Below are 17027 nucleotides of genomic sequence, written 5' to 3' on the forward strand. Positions count from 1 at the left end.
CGGCGGTGACGCGGGCAGTGGGCGGGTGGGGGCAGGATGGAGGGGTGAGCCTCATTGATGAACTTCCCTCCGGAAACGACACCGACGCCGATTCGCTGTTCGAGGCGTTCGAGCGGTGGGTGTCGGGGCGCGGGATCACGCTGTATCCCGCGCAGGAGGAGGCGCTCATCGAGGTGGTGTCGGGCGCGAACGTGATCCTGTCGACGCCGACCGGGTCGGGCAAGAGCCTGGTGGCGGCGGGGGCGCTGTTCGCCGCGCTCGGCCGGGAGCAGGTGGGGTTCTACACTGCGCCGATCAAGGCGCTGGTGTCGGAGAAGTTCTTCGATCTGTGCGAGATGTTCGGGCGCGAGAACGTCGGGATGATGACCGGCGACGCGAGTGTGAACGCCGACGCGCCGATCGTGTGCTGCACGGCGGAGGTGCTGGCCAACATCGCGCTCCGGGACGGCGCCCAGGCCGACATCGGTGTGGTGGTCATGGACGAGTTCCACTTCTACGCCGAGCCGGAGCGCGGATGGGCGTGGCAGATCCCGCTGCTGGAGCTGCCGCAGGCCCAGTTCCTGCTGATGTCGGCCACGCTGGGGGACGTCGACTTCTTCCAGAAGGACCTGGCGCGGCGGACGGGCCGGCCGACGGCGCTGGTGACGTCGGCGGAGCGGCCCGTCCCGCTGATCTACGACTACCGGGTGACGCCGCTGCACGAGACGATCGAGGAGCTGCTGGCCGAGCAGAAGGCGCCGGTGTACCTGGTGCACTTCACGCAGGCGGCGGCGATCGAGCGGGCCCAGTCGCTGATGAGCATCAACGTGTGCACCAAGGCGGAGAAGGCCCGGATCGCGGAGCTGATCGGCAACTTCCGGTTCACCACGAAGTTCGGGCGGAACCTGTCGCGGTTCGTCCGGCACGGGATCGGGGTGCACCACGCGGGGATGCTGCCGAAGTACCGGCGGCTGGTGGAGCGGCTCGCGCAGGCCGGGCTGCTGAAGGTCATCTGCGGGACCGACACGCTGGGCGTCGGCGTCAACGTGCCCATCCGCACGGTGGTGTTCACCGCGCTGAGCAAGTACGACGGGCACCGGGTGCGGCGGCTGCGGGCGCGGGAGTTCCACCAGATCGCGGGGCGTGCCGGGCGGGCCGGGTTCGACACGGTCGGGTTCGTCGTCGCGCAGGCGCCCGAGCATGTGGTGGAGAACGAGAAGGCACTGGCCAAGGCGGGGGACGACCCGAAGAAGCGGCGGAAGGTGCAGCGCAAGAAGCCGCCCGAGGGGTTCGTCGGGTGGGACGAGGACGTCTTCAAGAAGCTGCAGGAGGCCGAGCCGGAGATGCTCCGGTCGCGGTTCCAGGTGAGCCACGCGATGCTGCTGTCGGTCATCGCGCGGCCGGGCAACGCGTTCCAGGCCATGAAGCGGCTGCTGACCGACAACCACGAGGAGCCGGCGGCGCGGCGCAGGCACATCTCGCGGGCCATCGCGATCTACCGGTCGCTGCTGGCGGGCGGCGTGGTCGAGGTGCTGCCCGAGCCCGACGACCTCGGCCGCTACGCGCGGATCACCGTCGACCTGCAGGAGGACTTCGCGCTCAACCAGGCGCTGTCGACGTTCGCGCTGGCGACGTTCGAGATTCTGGACCCGGCGTCGCCGTCGTACGCGCTGGACGTGCTGTCGGTGATCGAGGCGACGCTGGACGACCCCCGGCAGATCCTCGCGGCCCAGCTCAACAAGGCGCGGGGCGAGGCCGTCGCCGAGATGAAGGCCGAGGGCATCGAGTACGAGGAGCGGATGGAGCTGCTCCAGGACGTCGACCACCCGAAGCCGCTGGAGGACGAGCTCGACGCCGCGTACGAGATCTACCGGTCCGGGCACCCGTGGGTGGGCGACCACCCGCTGCGCCCGAAGTCCGTCGTGCGGGACATGTACGAGCGGGCGATGACGTTCACCGAGTACATCGGGTTCTACGAGCTGGCCAGGGCGGAGGGCCTCGTCCTGCGCTACCTGTCGGGGGCCTACAAGGCGCTGCAGCAGACCGTCCCGGAGTCGATCAAGACCGATGACCTGATCGACCTCATCGAGTGGCTGGGGGAGCTGGTCCGGCAGGTCGACTCCAGCCTCCTGGACGAGTGGGAGCAGCTCGCGAACCCCGCCGACGAGGACGTGGACGAGCCGATCGAGGAGCGGGTCACGAAGGTGACCGCGAACGCGCGGGCGTTCCGGGTCCTGGTCCGCAACGCGTTGTTCCGCCGGGTGGAGCTCGCCGCGCTGGAGAAGTACCGGGAGCTGGGCGAGCTGGACCCGGACTTCGGCGCCGGCGCGTGGGCCGAGGCCATGGACGGGTACTTCGCCGAGCACGACGAGCTGCTCACCGGGCCCGACGCCCGGGGCCCGAAGCTCCTGCAGATCGAGGAGGTCCCGCAGGACGCGCTGTGGCGGGTCCGGCAGGTGTTCGACGACCCGGAGGGGCACCACGACTGGGGGATCAGCGCCGAGGTCGACCTGGCGGGTTCGGACCAGGAGGGCGAGGCAGTGATACGCGTGACCGGCGTGGACAGAATGTAGGGAAGAGCAGGCATTGGCGGAATAGGGAGCACGGGCATGGTGCAGGTCGCGGTGGCGCAGTTCGCGCCCGGGGTCAACAAGGACGAGAACCTCGCGGCGATCGGCAAGCTGGCGGGGGAGGCGGCCGGGCGCGGGGCGAAGGTTGTTGTGTTCCCCGAGTTCGCCATGTTCACCGCGCCGAAGTTGGACGAGCGGTTCGCCGACTCCGCCGAGCCGCTCGACGGCCCGTTCGCCGGCGGGCTCAAGGACGTCGCTCGACGGCACGGCGTGCACGTCGTCGCGGGGGTGAACGAGCGCCTGGACGAGCCGGGGCGCATCTCCAACACCCTCGTTGCCGCCGGTCCCGCCGGGGACTTCGTCGCCGAGTACCGCAAGATCCACCTGTACGACGCGTTCGGGTACCGGGAGTCGGCGATAGTCCGGCCGGGCGAGATCGGGAACCCGGAGACGTTCACGGTGGAGGGCGTCACGTTCGGCATGCAGACCTGCTACGACGTCCGCTTCCCCGAGGTGACGCGGCGGATCGTGGACGCGGGCGCCGATGTGCTCGCCCTCCCCGCCGCCTGGGTGCCGGGGCCGCTGAAGGAGGACCACTGGCGGACGCTGGCCCGCGCCCGCGCCATCGAGAACACGATCTACGTGGCCGCGGCCGGGCAGTGCGCCCCGACCGGCGCCGGGAACAGCATGCTCGTGGACCCGATGGGCGTGGTCACGGCCGGGCTGGGGGAGAGCCCGGGGGTCGTGGCGGGCGAGGTCTCGCCGGAGCGCGTCGCCGCCGTCCGGGAGAAGAACCCCGCGCTGCGCCTTCGCCGCTTCACGGTCGCGAAGGCCGAATAGGCGCCGTTGTATCGAGGTGGCAACGGTCTTCCTGATTCTCCGCATGCCGCCGAGTGCTTAGCGTGACGATCGGAGGGTGCGCCTCTCCTCCGATCTCCCGCCCGCCGGATTCACCCGCGCCGAGCCCAGGCCGCCCACCCGTACGCGCCGGCTCTCGTGGGTTCTCGTCGCGGTCGCGTTGGGCGCAGGGCTGGCTCTCGCAGCTGGGCTCGGGACGATCGCCGCGCCGGCCCGCACGGTGTCGCCCGGCGCGAACACGTCCTCGGCCGCGCCGCGCTCCGTGCCAACGCTGCCGTCCGCGCCTGCACCGGCGCGGTCCGCCGCGGCGTCCGCGCCCGGCCGGGCGGCGCCCGGAGCGGGGGACGCGGCCTCCGCGAGCCGCCCGGCGACGCGGCAGAAGCCGTCCCGCCCGGGGCAGGCCGTCCCGTCGCGCACGCACAGGCCGCACACGCAGAGGCCGCCCACGCCTCGTTCCGCGCCGGTGACCCGTCCGCGAAACGCGCGCCCCGCCGTGCCGCCCTGGATCGCCGCCGAGTGCCGCCGCCGCTTCCCGGACGATCCGCGCCGCCGCGCGGCCTGCGCCGCGGCGCTCACCCGGTCCTTCGGCGGGTGATCAGGCCGCCTCGGACGTCAGCAGCCGGTCCAGGTGGGCGCGCAGGGCCCGCACGTCCGCGCCCGCCTGCGCCGCGAGCCGTGCCGCCTCGGAACCGTCGTCGTGCAGGACGCCGAGCAGGATGTGGCCGCCGCGGATCTCCTTCTGCTTGAGCCGGATCGCGTGCCGCAGGCTCAGCTCCAGTGCCTTCTTCGCCTCCGGCGTGAAGGGGATGTGGCCGCGCGGGCGCTGCCCGGCGGGGACGTCGAGGGCGCCCTCGCCGAAGGCGTCCTCGGTGGCCGCCCGGACGGCGTCGAGGTCGATGCCGAGGCTCTGCAGCGCCTCGGCGTCGAGGGTCTCGCCGCCACTGCCGGTGCGGGCGAGCCTCGCGCGCAGGTCGTCCGCGTCCAGTCCGTGCTCGCGGAGCGTGCGGGCCATGGCCTCGTCGCCGCGCAGGACGGAGAACAGGAGGTGCCCGGAGCCGATGCGTTGGTGCCCCAGGTCGCGTGCCGCCGTCTGCGCGCCGGTGACGGCCGCCCGGGCCTCCTTGGTGAACCGCTCGAACATGGCGCTACTGCTCCTTCCTGAGGCGGCGGCCTCCGCCGTGCTTCTTGTGGACGGCCTGCCGGCTCACGCCGAGGCAGACCGCGATCTCCTGCCAGGACCAGCCCTGGTCGCGGGCGCTCGCGACCTGGAGCGCCTCCAGCCGTTCGGCCAGCTCGCGCAGCGCGCGCACCGCCCGCAGTCCCACCGCGGGGTCCCGGCTGCCCGCCTCCCGGGCGAGCGTCTCTCCATCGGTCATGACGTCAATGTAGGTTGACAGTCCGTCTGTGTCAACCGATGTTGACGCAGGGCGGGATTCAGCGGACGGTCACCAGGGTGGTGAGAAGGTCGTCCAGGGTGATCATCCCGGCGATGCCGCCGTCCGAGGCCACGGCGAGGGCGAGGTGGCTGTGGTGCGCCTTCAGCGTGGCGACGGCCTCGCCGACCGGCGTCCCCACCGGAATCGCCGGCACCGGGTGCGACAGGGCCCGCGCCGTCGTGTCGAGACCGCGCGCGCGGGCCAGGTAGGCGTCCCGGACGTGCACCATGCGGGCGGCCCGCCTGCCGGAGCCCCGCAGCATCATGCGGAGCCGGCCGGTGCGGGCGGCGGTGTCGATGATCTCCTGCGGCGTCGCCGCCGCGGAGACCGCCACGATCTGCGCGACGGGGACGACCAGCCCGGCCAGCGGGGCGCGCGGTGCGTCCAGCGCGGTGGTGAGCAGCGTCAGCTCGGTGTCCTGGATGAGCCCGAGCCGCCGGGACTCCTCCGCGATGCTGCGCAGCTGCTCCGGCGTGCGCGCCACCTCCCGCGAGCCGGCCGGCTGCACCCCGACCGCGCGCAGCATCAGGTTCGTCGAGCCGTTCAGGAGGGCCAGCACCGGGCGGGCCGCGGTGACGAACGCACGGAACGGCAGCGCCAGCACGGTCGCCGAGCGCTCCGGGTACGTGATCGCCCACGACTTGGGCGCCATCTCGCCGACGACCATGTGCAGGAACGTCACGAACGCGAGCGCGAGGACGAACGCGGCCGCGTGCGCCGCGCCCTCCGGCAGCCCGAGCGCGTGGATCGGCGGCGTGAGCGTCGCGGCGAACACCGGCTCGGAGACCAGGCCGAGGCCGAGGGAGCACATCGTGATGCCGAGCTGCGCCCCGGCGAGGGTCAGCGACAGCTCGTCGATCCCGGCGATCGCTGCGCCGGCGGCCCGCCCGCCGCGCGCGGCGGTCTGCTCCAGGCGGGAACGCCTGGCGGCCACCAGCGCGAACTCGGTCGCGACGAAGAACCCGTTGCCGATCAGGAGGGCCACGGTGACGAGAGCGCCGAGGACGGGGCTCACCGGTCCGCCTCCACGGTGCGGATGCGGATCAGCTCCGGCACGTGCCGGTGGATCGTCAGGACCTCCACCACGGCGGTGCGGGGCGGCTCGTCCAGCCGCGTCGGGGGGAGGTCGACGGTGACCACGTCGCCGGGCTCGGCGACCCGGCCGAGCCGCTTCAGCAGCAGGCCCGCGACGGTCTCGTAGTCGCCGTCCGGCAGTTCGATCCCGGTCTCGTGGGCGACCTCGTCCATCCGCAGCCCGGCGTCGGTCGTCCACCAGTCGCCGGTGCGGATCGCGAGGTCGTCGTCGGGCTCGTTCTCGTCGGCGATCTCCCCGACCAGCTCCTCGGTGACGTCCTCCCACGTGACGATCCCGGCGAAGCCGCCGTACTCGTCCACCACGCAGGCCATCGGCGCATCGGCGTCCTCCAGCCGACGCACCACCTCCGGCAGCGGCAGGGAGGACGGCAGCAGCAGCGGCGCCTGCGCGATGTCGCGGACCTCGGTGCGCGCGATGTCGTCCGGGCCGAGCAGGACCAGCTCCTCCAGCCCGACGACCCCGACGAGGTCGTCGACGCCCGCGCCGACGACGGGATAGCGCGAGTGCCCGCTCGCGGCGATGACGTCGGTCAGCTCGTCGGCGGAGGCCGACGCGGGGACGGTCACCACGTCCACGCGCGGGATCATCACCTCCTCGGCGTCCCGCTCGGCGAACGTCAGCGCCCGCTCCAGCAGGTCGGCGTGGTCCTCCTGGAACCGCTCGCCGGACTCGCCGATCATGCGTCCGAGCTCCGCCAGCGTCGCGCCGTGATGTAGCTCCTCCACCGGCTCGATGCCCACCGCGCGGACGAGCCGGTTCGCGGCCGCGTCGAACAGCCTGATCAGCGGCCCCGCGACCGCCAGGTAGACGAGGGTGGACGCGGCCAGCGCGCGGGCCAGGCTGTCCGCCCTGGCCAATGCGAGGTTCTTGGGGAACAGCTCGCCCAGCACCATCTGTACCACCGTCGCCAGCGCGAACCCGAGCGCCACCGCCACGGTCCCCGTCGCCGCGTCCGGCACCCCGGCCGCGCCCAGCGCCGGGGCGATCAGGTCGGCCAGCGCCGGCTTGGCGATGAAGCCCACCACGAGCGCGGTGACGGTGATGCCGAGCTGGGCGCCCGACAGCATGAACGACAGCCGTCCCATCACCCGCAGCGCCCGCGCCGCCGCCCGGTCGCCCTCCGCCGCCCGCTGGTCGAGGGCGGGCCGGTCCGCGGTGACGTACGCGAACTCCTGCGCCACGAAGTACCCGGTCGCGACGGTCAGCAGCAGGACGGCCAGCAGCCCGAGCGCGGCGGTCACCCGGCCCTCCCTCCCCGGCCCGTCATGTCCGAGATCTCCTTACCCCGTCGGCGCCTTCTTCCCCGGATCATGGACGGTTATCGGGCGCTCCGCGTGGAAGGAACCCTGGACGGGAGCCGCTCGGGCGCCGCCCGCCCGGGCGGCGGCCCGCGGCCGGGAGTGCGAGGGGGCGCCGATGCCCAGACCGTTCGCGTCGTCCGCAGATCTGGGCGACAAGGAGCAGACGCTGGAGGTCCTGGCCGACGGGGTCTACGCGCTCACCGCCGAGGGGGACCCGAACGTCGGCGCCGTCGAGGGCGAGGACTTCCTCGTGTGCTTCGAGGCGCTCGCCACGCCCGCGGCCGCCCGGGACTGGCTGGCCGTCCTGCGCGCGCACACCGACAAGCCGATCCGGTACCTGGTCCTGTCGCACTACCACGCCGTCCGGACGCTCGGCGCGAGCGCGTTCGGCGCCCCGGTGGTCATAGCGCACGACCTGACCCGGTCGCTGATCGCCGAGCGCGGCGAGCAGGACTGGGAGTCGGAGTTCGCCCGGATGCCCCGGCTCTTCAAGGACCCGTCCGGCATCCCCGGCCTCACCTGGCCCTCGGTGACGTTCTCCAGCACGCTCACCATCGACCTCGGCGGCGACCGCGGCGACCTGGACCTGGCGTACTGCGGGCGCGGCCACACCGAGGGCGACATCGTGGCGTGGCTGCCCCGGCAGCGGATCCTGTTCGCCGGCGACCTCGTGGAGACGCAGGCCGCCCTCTACACCGGCGACGCGTTCCACCGCGAGTGGGCGTCCCGGACGCTGGACCACGTGCACTCGTTCGGCGCCGAGACCCTCGTCGGCGGGCGGGGCGCCGTCGCGCACGGCCGCGCGGCCGTGGACGCCGCCATCGGGCAGACCCGCGACTTCCTGGAGACGATGATCCGCGAGACCGGCCGCGTCCGGGACGGCGGCGGCACGCTCAAGGACGCCTTCGCCGCCGTGCACGCCGCGCTGGCGCCCGCCTACGGCCGCTGGCCGATCTTCGAGCACTGCCTGCCGTTCGACGTCTCCCGCCTGTGGGACGAGCTGGACGGCGTCGAGCGCCCCCGGATCTGGACCGCCGACCGGGACCGCGAGGTCTGGGCGCAGCTCCAAGGCTGAGCAGGCGGCCGAGACCCGTCAGTCCTCTGCGAGGACGATGACGCGGTCGTCGGCCGCCAGCGTGAGCGGCGCCCGCTTGTCCGGGTTGAGCACCACCCCGTAGCCGGGCGGCTCGTGGAAGCGCTCGGTCCGCCGGTAGCCGAGCGCGACCTCCCCGCGCCGCCGCGCCGACTCCATGAGCGTGGCGAAGTCGGCCTCCTCGCCCGGTGCGAGGTAGTCGCAGGCGGGCTTCAGGTAGATCTCCGAACCGGCCGGGTCGAGCAGGTCGACGAACACGTCGTACAGGTAGCGGTTCTCGCTGAGCTGGGTCAGCATCAGGCTGATCAGCTTCTCGCTGACCACGAAGTCGTCGGCCTTGGTGACCTGAGCGATCTCGCGGTTGGCGTCGTCGTTGATCTCGCTGACGATCGAGAACGGGTCGCCCAGGGCGTCCTCCATGTCGCGCAGGTGCAGCAGCGTCACCAGCGTGCGGGCGTCGGCGTGCTCGTGGTCGACGCCCTCCTCGGACAGCACGATGATGTGCTGGTAGGAGCCGATGTCGAGGGATTCCAAGGACGGCCGCTCGGTCGGCTCGGCCCGGACGAAGTCGACCGCGAGGTTGTCGCGCGGGCGCAGCCGGGCGGTCGGGTCCTCCCGCGGGGCCGCGACCGTCAGGGCCGACTCCGGGGCGAGGAACTCGTCCAGCAGCTCGATGATCTTCGGGGCGCGGTGGTTCCAGCCGAGCATCAGCGTGCGCTCGGGCACCGGCGGCCGCGGCACCGCCGTGGTGATCACCGATTCGCGGACCGGCGGGGCGGGCGCGGACGCGGACGCGAGCCGGATCATCAGGTCGTCCTCGGCCAGCACGATGACCTCGTCGTCGCCGCGGATCACGGTGTCCATCGGCGGGTTGAGCAGGACGGTCCCGTCCGCGCGCCGCAGCCCCGACGGGATGCCGAGCTCGTAGGCGGCCAGGGCCTCGCCGAACGTCACCCCGTCCAGGGCGGGCTCGCGCCGCATGTAGAACTCGTGGCCGGCGAAGTCGAGCAGGTCGGTGCAGACCTGCGACAGGCCCGACTGCCGGTGCGACTGGACGATCAGCCGGATCGCCATGTCGTCGGCGTCGATCACGTGCGCGTTCTCCCCGCCCGCGAGCCGGGCCGCGGGCAGGTTCGCCGAGTCGTGCACGGCGGCGACGACGTGCGGGCGGTGGCGCCCCCAGGTCCGGGAGCCGAGCGACAGCAGCACCTTGATGACCCGTGTGTCGGCGTCGTCGGTCTCCGGCGTGACGATCACGATGGAGCGGGCGGAGCCGGGGCTGACCAGCTCCACGTCCGCGATCTTCAGCGGGTCGCCGGTCCGGCACACGATGCGGGTGCGGCCGAGGTCGCCGACCCGGTCGCGGATCGCGTCCTCCATCTCCACCTTGTCGCGGTTGGCGAGGATCGCCACGCACGACCGGCGCTTGCTCTGGTTCGCCTCCACCAGCTCGCCGACCACGGTGAAGACCTGCTCGGACCAGCCGAGCAGGACGGTGTGGCCGTGCTCGACGATCCGCGACCGGCCCTTGCGCAGTTCGGCGATCTTGCCTTCCAGCCCGGTGGTGATCACGCCGATCAGCGAGCTGACGATGAAGATCCCGCCGATCGTGGCGACCAGCATCAGCGCCAGGAACGGGCCGGTGCCGGTGTCGTCGCCCATGGTGCCGGGGTCGAGGGTGCGCAGCAGGCTGCGCCAGACCAGGCCGGGCCACTCTCCGTTGTCGGCGCTGTCGCGCGGCGCGATGACGACCGCCGCGGTGGCCACCACGACCACCAGCGCCGCCGACGCCAGGCCGAGCCAGCCGATGAGCGCGGGCGTTCCCTTCGACATGGTCCTGTCGAACCAGTACCGGACCCGGTCCCATCGCGTCGCGCGTCTCAACGGTCTGCCCCCTCGGCCCGTTCCCCGGGCCTCAGCCTATTGTGTTGTCTCATACCAATTCCGGCATTCTCCCCGGGCCCGGGCGCGTTCGGCGCCGGGCGCTGCGGGGCGATCGGCGGCCCGCGAATGCCGTACCGAAAAGGCGATTTGCCCGCCTGCGCACCGCAAGGGGCCGGGGTGCGGAGAATTCCGCACCCCGGCCCCTTGCAACCGTGCCGAACGCCGCCGGCCACGCGGCGGGCCGCTAGTGCGCGGCCTCGTACTGCTCGATCACATTGGCGGGGATACGGCCCCGCTCATTGACCTTGATGCCGCGGCTCTTCGCCCACTCGCGAATCTCCGCGGAGCGCTCGCGGCTGCCCGCGGTCCGCGCGGCGCGGCCGCCGCGCCCGCTGGGCTTGCGCGCCTTCCGCGCGCCGGCCACGAACGGCTCCAGGCCGTCGCGCAGCTTGGCGGCGTTCTTCTTGCTCAGGTCGATCTCGTAACTGGTGCCATCGATGGAAAAGCTGACGGTCTCGTCAGCCTCTCCGCCGTCGATGTCGTCCACGAGAAGGACTTCCACCTTCTGTGCCATGCGGGGACTCCCTCTAGCTATGCGTCCGGCTTGGCGTCCGGATGTGCCTCGATGAATGCAGCATAGACCTCATCCGATATCTTGCCACGTTCAGAGACTTCGATGTTACTTCGCAATGCCCACGCACGGACATCTCCGTTCGTGTAGCCCTTGATCTTCGCGGTGCGGGACTTGCGTCCCTTCCCCGCGGGCTTCACCTCGGCCGCGTTCTCGATGAAGGGCGCCAACGCGTCCAGCATCTCGTTCAGCCGCTTGAAGTTGTCATCGCTCAAGTCGATCGTGAACGTGCGGCCCAGGACTTCGAAGTCCCGCTTTGCGACATCGGCCCCTTCGGAGCCGTCGATGTCGTCCACCCTAATGACCTTCTCGGCCATGTGTACTCGGTGTTCCTTCCCCTCGCCTGCGCGGCGTCCCCGACCGTAGCGGATTCCAGGCCCCGGCATGGTGCGTAGACGCGCCGGTCGGCGGAACCCGAAGCCTCGATAGTGAAGCCGGAATGGCGCCGTATCGGACGGGGGTATCGAGCGGGGCTATCGGGCGCCGGTATCGGGCGGGGATCAGGTGCCGTGCCGCTCGATCCAGGTGTGCAGGAGCAGCATCATCTCCAGCCGGATCGCCGGGTCCTCGATGTCGAACCCGAACATGCCGTGGAGTTGCGCCAGCCGGTACCGGACCGTCTGCGGATGCACGCACAGGACCTCGGCGGCCCCCGTGGCGTTGAAGCCGTGCTTCATGCACTCCAGGAGCGTCACCGCGAGCCGCAGGCCCTGCCGCGGCCCGGCCTCCTCCAGCGGGGCGAGCCGCCGGCCCGCGACGATCTCGGCGAGCGTGCCGCCCTCCCGAAGCAGCAGCTCGGGGAGATGCTCCTCGGCGCGGACGAGGACCCCGCCGCGGCGCGCGCCCCGCCCGCCGGCCCGGTTCCCCGGCCCGCCGCCCGCCCGGCCCCTACCGGGAACGGCGGGTGCCAGCTCCAGAGCGCGCCGCGCCCACAGCAGCGACGTCCCAGCGCGGTCGACCGGGACCGACGGGCCGATCGCGCCGGTCCAGCCGGCGAGCGTCGCCGCCAGCTCCTCCATCCGGCCGGGGCCGTCCGGGTCGGGCACGATCAGGCAGGGCCGGCCGTGGTCGAGCCCGGTCAGCAGCGACGGCGGCAGCCCGGCCGGGCCCTCGCCCCCGCTGCCCGGCCGCGGCCGCAGCACGAGCACCGCCATCCGCTTCGGCAGCGGCCACCCCGCGCGGGCGGACTGCTCGCGGACGGCCTCGGGCGGCGCCGGCGGATCCGACAGCAGCAGGGTCAGCAGCCGGCCGCGGCGCTGCTCGCGCTCCCCGGCCGCCTTCTCCCTGGCCCGCGAGTAGCCGTGCGCCGCCGCGGACGCCAGCACGTCCAGGTAGGCGAAGTTGGCCTCGGCGAGCAGGCTGATCAGCGTGCGGGGGCGGCCGAGCCGCTCGGCCTCGACGGCGAGGTGCCGCCAGGCGAGCCGCGACCCGATCCGCATCGCGTTCTGCAGGTGTTCGAGGCTGCGCCCCTCGACGGCCTCGCCGTAGCCCACGTCGAAGAAGACCTGGTACACCTCCTTCCAGGAGGCGTCGGGGTCGGCGATCATGTGCACGAAGTGCTCCATGGCGTGCGCGACGGCGGCCTCGGCGACCCGCGAGTACGCCCTGTCGCCCGGCCGGTCGTACTCGGGGACGTGCCGCAGCACGCCCCGGACCATGGGGCCGAGGAGGTCGGGGAGATGGGGGCGCATCCACCGCGCCTCCTCCGGCGGGATGTCGCGCCACGGCTCCTCGGTCAGGCCGTCCAGGACGGAGGCCGCGGAGTGGGGGTCCTCATACGCCGTCGCCACGGGGCACCTCCTCGCCTGGGGACCGGTCGGGGGGCCGGTCGTCTCAACCTAGGCACGCCCTGTGATCCGCGACACTCACCGGTCTTTAGCCCGCGGGGCGGTGTTTGTCAGTCGCCTGACAAGCCCGCGTCCCGGGGGGCGGGACGCGGGCTGACCGCATTCAGCCAATTAATTGTGGGCAAGGTCACAACGGCCGCCGTTTCGGAGTGACCGGACAATAGTTTGAAAATATATCTTGTCCGACCCGCGGCCAAAAGCTCCGCGCGGGGTGCGGACAAACGCGTTCCTATCGATCTCCATTGCGGCCTCATGACGTGCGCGCTTCGCCCGGGCGCCCGGACGCCGCCGGACGGGGCGCGGCCCGCAAGTGGACGCTGACATGCGCTTTCCGGTCCGGGCGCCCCTGCACGGAGCGTGTTCGCCGGGTGCCGGGTTGCCGGTCTGGGCAGACTCCCGCGCCCTGGACTGCCCAGGAGTGCAGTTCAGCTGCGCGCATTCATGTAGCAAGATGACGGCCGTCCATCCGGTTTTTCCGCTCTTGTCGAGAAGCGCGTCCGGTGCCGTTTTCGGTGCCGGAGAGAAGCCGGGATCCGGAAAATGAAGGGAGGGCGCATGGCCGCGTCCGTGATCGATCGATTCCGCGAGCTGGTCGTCGACGAGTCGGATCCCTTCTACTTCGACCACCCGCTCGACCACGTGCCGGGGATGCTGCTGTTCAGCGGCCTGCTGGAACTGGCGGTCCGCGCCGACGAACTGCGGTCGCGGGGGCGGCGGCCCGGCCGGGTGGTGGCCGGGCTCGGCTTCACCCGCTTCTGCGAGCTGCGCACGGCGACGGCGCTGTCCTGCACCCCGGTGCCGGGACCGAACCGGGCCTGGACGGTCGCGGCCCGGCAGTCGGGGGAGGAGGTGTGCGCCGGCTCCATCGCGTTCGCCGACGACGCCCCGGCCGCCCCGGACGGCTCCCGCGGGGCCGCCGCGCCGACCCCCTCCCGGCAGGCTCCGGCGGAGCTGGTCCACCGGCACCGCCCGGAGAACGTCCTGGTCGGCGAGCCGGTGCGGCGCGGCCGCGGGGTGGTGGAGGCCGCCGTGCTGGAGCCGCCGGCGGGGCCGGAGCCGCCGCCCCCGTTCCGCGGTCCCGTGGAGCTCGTCGAGGCCGGCCGGCAGTTCGCCACGATTCTGGAGCACCAGGAGCACGGCAGGCCCATGGACGTGACGCTGCTCTGGGTGGCGCTGCGTCTCGACATCCCCTACCGACTTGACCGGGACGTCCCCCTCCTGCTGCGCTGGCCGACCGCCCGTGTCTCCGGAAGCCGCTCCCACTGCGCGGTGACGCTGGCGGACGCGGCGACGGGCGCCGACCTCGGATCGCTCACCTACGAGGCGCAAGCGGTGGACCCGGAGCAGTACGCGCGGACCAGGGCGCGGTGACCGGACGATGAACGACAGGCTCCTGATCCATGCGCCGCGCCTGCTGTTAGTCGCGGGCGCGGCCACGCTCCTCGCCGGGATCGCCCACCACGCCGGGGGAGGCGGCGGCGCGCCCGGGAACGTCGCGGCGGCCCTGCTGGCGGCCTACCTGGGCTGGCTGCTGCTGGAGGCTCCGGTGACGTTCCGCCGTGCCGCCGCCCCGCCCGCCGACGCGCGGACGCTGCTCCCCTACGCGCTCGCCCGCATCCTGCTGGTGGCTTCGGCGTCCTTCGCGCCGCTGCCCTGGGACGCATGGTCGCCGTGGCTGGCCGTCCCCGCGGCCGCGTTCGGGGCCGGGGTCCTGCTGCGGCAAGCCGCGATCCGCACGCTCGGCCGGTTCTACTCCCACCACGTCATGCGGCAGGACGGCCATCGCGTGGTCACCGGCGGCCTGTACGGGGTCGTCCGCCACCCGGCCTACGCGGGGATGCTCCTGGCGAACGCGGGCTTCGCGGCCTTCTTCGCCACCCCGGCCTGCGCGGCGGCGCTGCTCCTGCTGGGCGCCGCCGTGGTCTGGCGGATCCGGGTGGAGGAGCGGGCGCTCGCGGACGTCCCCGGCTACCGGGGCTACGCGGCGGGCAGGCCGCGCCTCCTGCCGGGGGTGTGGTGACCATGAACGAGATCGGCCACAAGTTCGCGCGGCTGGAGACTCTGCGCGCGGCTGGGCTCCCCGTCCCGGACTTCTTCTGCCTGCCCGCCGCCGAGTTCGACCGGGCGCTCGACGGCGTCCGCCGCGGGCTCCCGCCGGTGGCGTCCGTGCCGGTCCGGGAGTGGTGCGCCTCCGCCGCCTCGGCGCTGGCGAAGGCCGTCCCGGAGGGGGACCTCGCCGCCGGGCTGCTGGCCGCCTTCGACGAGCGCATCGGCGCGGACGCGACGGCCGCGGTGCGCGCCTGCGCCGTGCCGGGCGAGGACGGCGGCGGCGAGGACTCCGCCGGCGACCCGTTCGCCGGGATGAGCGACAGCTTCCTCTACGTCCCGCGGGACGGCCTGCTGGAGGCGGTGGCGCGCTGCTGGGCGTCGGCGTTCAAGGCCGAGGCCGTCCGGTACCGGGCGTTGCGGGGCGTCGACCCCGCGCGGGTCCGGGTGGCGGTGGGCGTGCAGCGGATGGTCCTCGGGACCCGCTCGTTCGTGGCGTTCACCCGCGACCCCCGCGACGGGTCGAGGCACCACGTCATCGCCGCCGCGCACGGAATCGGTGAGGGCGTCGTCCAGGAGAAGGCCGACGTCGACCACTTCTTCGTCGATCCCAAGACGGGCACCGTCCGCGCGGAGGTCGTCGCCAAGCGGCGCATGGTCGGACCGCCCGCGGACGGCGAGACCGACCCGCGAGTGACCGAGGTACCGGAGGAGCTCCGGGACGTGCCCGTCCTCACCGACGACCAGGCGCAGGAGGTCGCCGACCTCGCCGCGCGCGTCGAGGAGCGGTTCGGCTGCCCGCAGGACATCGAGGGGACGTTCACGCCGGACGGCGCCGTCCACCTCGTCCAGGCGCGGCCGCTGGCGGGGGAGGGGCCCGAGGCCGGGCCCCGCGTCCTCTGGGGCAACCACAACGTCACCGAGAGCTTCCCGGGCGTGTCCGGCGCGCTGACCTACTCGCAGGCGCGCATGTTCTACGAACTCGCCTTCACCGACCTGTACCGGCGGATGGGCGTGCCGGAGCGGCGGCTGCGCGCGAACGCGCACCGGCTGCCGCGCATGGTCGGGCACCTCGACGGCCGCGTGTACTACCGGCTGGACGACTGGCAGGAGCTGCACGGCCAGCTGCCCGTGTTCGACCTCGTCCGCGCCGGGTGGGAGGAGGGAATGGGCATCACCGGCGACGCGCGCGGCCACCGGCGCCGGCCGCGCGCCCGCGCCGCCGCCGCCCTGCTCCCGACCGCGTGGCACGCGGCCGGGCACCGGCTGGCCACCGCCCGGCTGCTGCGCTGGTGGGACGGGCTGATGGAGGAGGTCCACGGCCCGGCGGCCCCGCCGCTCGCCGAGCGCTCCCCGGACGAGCTGATCGCCCTGTACCGGCGGGTGTGGGCCGAGGTCGCGCGGCGCTGGGGCGTCACGCTCGCGAACGGGCTCTACGGCCTGCTCGTCATGCGGGCGGGGACCGCGCTGCTGCGCCGCTGGGCGGGCGCCGGACCGGAGCTGCTCCCCGGCCTGCTGTGCGGGGGCCGGGAGAACCGCTCGCTGGCGGCCGCCCGCGCCGCCATCGCCCTCGCCGAGCGCGCCGCCGCGATCCCCGAGCTGAAGGCGGCGCTCCTGGCCGCGGATGCCGGAGACCCCGGCGCCGCGGACCAGAGCACCGGTGCGGAGCGCCTGCGGGCGGTCTGGGCCGACATCGCCGCCGGGCGGTACGGGTCGCCGATGGCCGCGGCCGCCCGCGGGTACCTGCGGCGGTACGGGGACCGCGGGATGCACGACCTCAAGCTCGACGAGCCGACGCCGCGGCAGCGCCCCTGGGCGGTCGCCGCGACGATCGCGCCGTTCGTCCGGCAGGGCGCCACGGTCGCGGGTAACCGGGCCGCGGAGGCGCGCGCGGCCGCGGACAGCCGCCGCCGGCTGCGGGCCGCGTGCCGCGACCCGCTGCGCCGCGCCGTGCTCACCGGCCTGCTGTCCCCGATGCGGTGGTTCGTCCGGACGCGGGAGGACACCCGCTTCATCCGCACGCAGCTGTTCGGGCTGTCCCGCGAGGTGCTGTGGCGGCTCGGCGGCCACCTCGCCGAGGCCGGGATGCTGGACGACCCCATGGACGTGCACGACCTCACCGTCGAGGAGGTCATCGGCGCCTTCGACGGCACGCTCCCCGGCACGGACCTGCGGGGGATCGCGGCGGTGCGGCGCGCGGAACGCGACCGCGACCGCGCCGCACCGCCGCCACCGGCGCTGCTGTCGGCGCCCGCCGGGCGCCCGGTCGCGGCGGCCCTGCGGGAC

The 17027-nt window shown here is 73.5% G+C and carries 15 protein-coding genes; 6 read left to right on the top strand and 9 right to left on the bottom strand.

The window, feature by feature from the left end:
- Nucleotides 1-44 precede the first annotated feature (44 nt).
- Nucleotides 45-2552 (top strand): DEAD/DEAH box helicase, encoded by a 2508-nt coding sequence (locus IEZ03_RS21955; protein ID WP_184885973.1) that lies wholly within the window; start codon nt 45-47, stop codon nt 2550-2552.
- A gap of 36 nt (nt 2553-2588) precedes the next feature.
- Entirely contained in the window at nt 2589-3389 is an 801-nt protein-coding gene (locus tag IEZ03_RS21960) for a carbon-nitrogen hydrolase family protein (protein WP_184885971.1), read from the top strand.
- Between the two features lie 57 nt (nt 3390-3446).
- Here IEZ03_RS21960 and IEZ03_RS21965 read toward each other — a convergent pair whose 3' ends face one another.
- The 5 genes from IEZ03_RS21965 to IEZ03_RS21985 are packed head-to-tail and all read right to left on the bottom strand — an operon-like array spanning nt 3447 to nt 7180.
- Nucleotides 3447-3983 carry a hypothetical protein gene (locus IEZ03_RS21965; protein WP_184885969.1) on the bottom strand — a complete coding sequence of 179 codons (537 nt, stop codon included), beginning with the start codon at nt 3981-3983 and terminating at the stop codon, nt 3447-3449.
- 19 nt (nt 3984-4002) lie between these two features.
- Nucleotides 4003-4548 carry a Clp protease N-terminal domain-containing protein gene (locus tag IEZ03_RS21970; protein WP_184885968.1) on the bottom strand — a complete coding sequence of 182 codons (546 nt, stop codon included), beginning with the start codon at nt 4546-4548 and terminating at the stop codon, nt 4003-4005.
- 4 nt (nt 4549-4552) lie between these two features.
- A complete protein-coding gene (locus IEZ03_RS21975; protein ID WP_184885966.1) occupies nt 4553-4783 on the bottom strand; it encodes a helix-turn-helix domain-containing protein in 231 nt (76 codons plus the stop codon).
- A 58-nt stretch (nt 4784-4841) separates the two neighbouring features.
- On the bottom strand, nt 4842-5858 hold the full coding sequence (locus IEZ03_RS21980) for a CNNM domain-containing protein (RefSeq protein WP_184885964.1): 1017 nt from the start codon (nt 5856-5858) through the stop codon (nt 4842-4844).
- A complete protein-coding gene (locus IEZ03_RS21985; protein ID WP_184885962.1) occupies nt 5855-7180 on the bottom strand; it encodes a hemolysin family protein in 1326 nt (441 codons plus the stop codon). The genes IEZ03_RS21980 and IEZ03_RS21985 overlap by 4 nt, the downstream gene beginning before the upstream one ends.
- Before the next feature lie 175 nt (nt 7181-7355).
- Between IEZ03_RS21985 and IEZ03_RS21990 the strand changes: the two genes are divergently transcribed.
- A complete protein-coding gene (locus IEZ03_RS21990) occupies nt 7356-8315 on the top strand; it encodes an MBL fold metallo-hydrolase (protein ID WP_184885960.1) in 960 nt (319 codons plus the stop codon).
- A gap of 18 nt (nt 8316-8333) precedes the next feature.
- Here the strand turns inward: IEZ03_RS21990 and IEZ03_RS21995 are convergent, their stop codons facing one another.
- The 4 genes from IEZ03_RS21995 to IEZ03_RS22010 form a co-directional block, all read right to left on the bottom strand.
- Nucleotides 8334-10217: a CASTOR/POLLUX-related putative ion channel gene (locus IEZ03_RS21995; protein ID WP_308427991.1), complete on the bottom strand. Its 1884-nt coding sequence runs from the start codon at nt 10215-10217 to the stop codon at nt 8334-8336.
- A 244-nt stretch (nt 10218-10461) separates the two neighbouring features.
- A complete protein-coding gene (locus tag IEZ03_RS22000) occupies nt 10462-10791 on the bottom strand; it encodes a histone-like nucleoid-structuring protein Lsr2 (protein WP_132050768.1) in 330 nt (109 codons plus the stop codon).
- Between the two features lie 17 nt (nt 10792-10808).
- Nucleotides 10809-11165, bottom strand: a complete 357-nt coding sequence (locus IEZ03_RS22005) for a histone-like nucleoid-structuring protein Lsr2 (RefSeq protein ID WP_131986053.1) — start codon at nt 11163-11165, stop codon at nt 10809-10811.
- Between the two features lie 183 nt (nt 11166-11348).
- Nucleotides 11349-12638, bottom strand: coding sequence for a PucR family transcriptional regulator (locus IEZ03_RS22010; RefSeq protein ID WP_229808478.1), 1290 nt, complete (start codon nt 12636-12638; stop codon nt 11349-11351).
- A gap of 612 nt (nt 12639-13250) precedes the next feature.
- On the opposite strand from IEZ03_RS22010, the gene IEZ03_RS22015 reads away from it, so the two are divergent.
- From IEZ03_RS22015 to IEZ03_RS37335, 3 genes are all read left to right on the top strand, one after another.
- Nucleotides 13251-14066, top strand: coding sequence for an AfsA-related hotdog domain-containing protein (locus IEZ03_RS22015; RefSeq protein WP_184885958.1), 816 nt, complete (start codon nt 13251-13253; stop codon nt 14064-14066).
- 7 nt (nt 14067-14073) lie between these two features.
- On the top strand, nt 14074-14715 hold the full coding sequence (locus tag IEZ03_RS22020; protein ID WP_184885956.1) for a methyltransferase family protein: 642 nt from the start codon (nt 14074-14076) through the stop codon (nt 14713-14715).
- A 2-nt stretch (nt 14716-14717) separates the two neighbouring features.
- Nucleotides 14718-17027 (top strand): PEP/pyruvate-binding domain-containing protein (locus tag IEZ03_RS37335; RefSeq protein ID WP_194506012.1); only part of this gene is annotated, 2310 nt, incomplete at its 3' end.

This window comes from Actinomadura livida (assembly GCF_014648675.1).
GTDB lineage: Bacteria > Actinomycetota > Actinomycetes > Streptosporangiales > Streptosporangiaceae > Spirillospora > Spirillospora livida.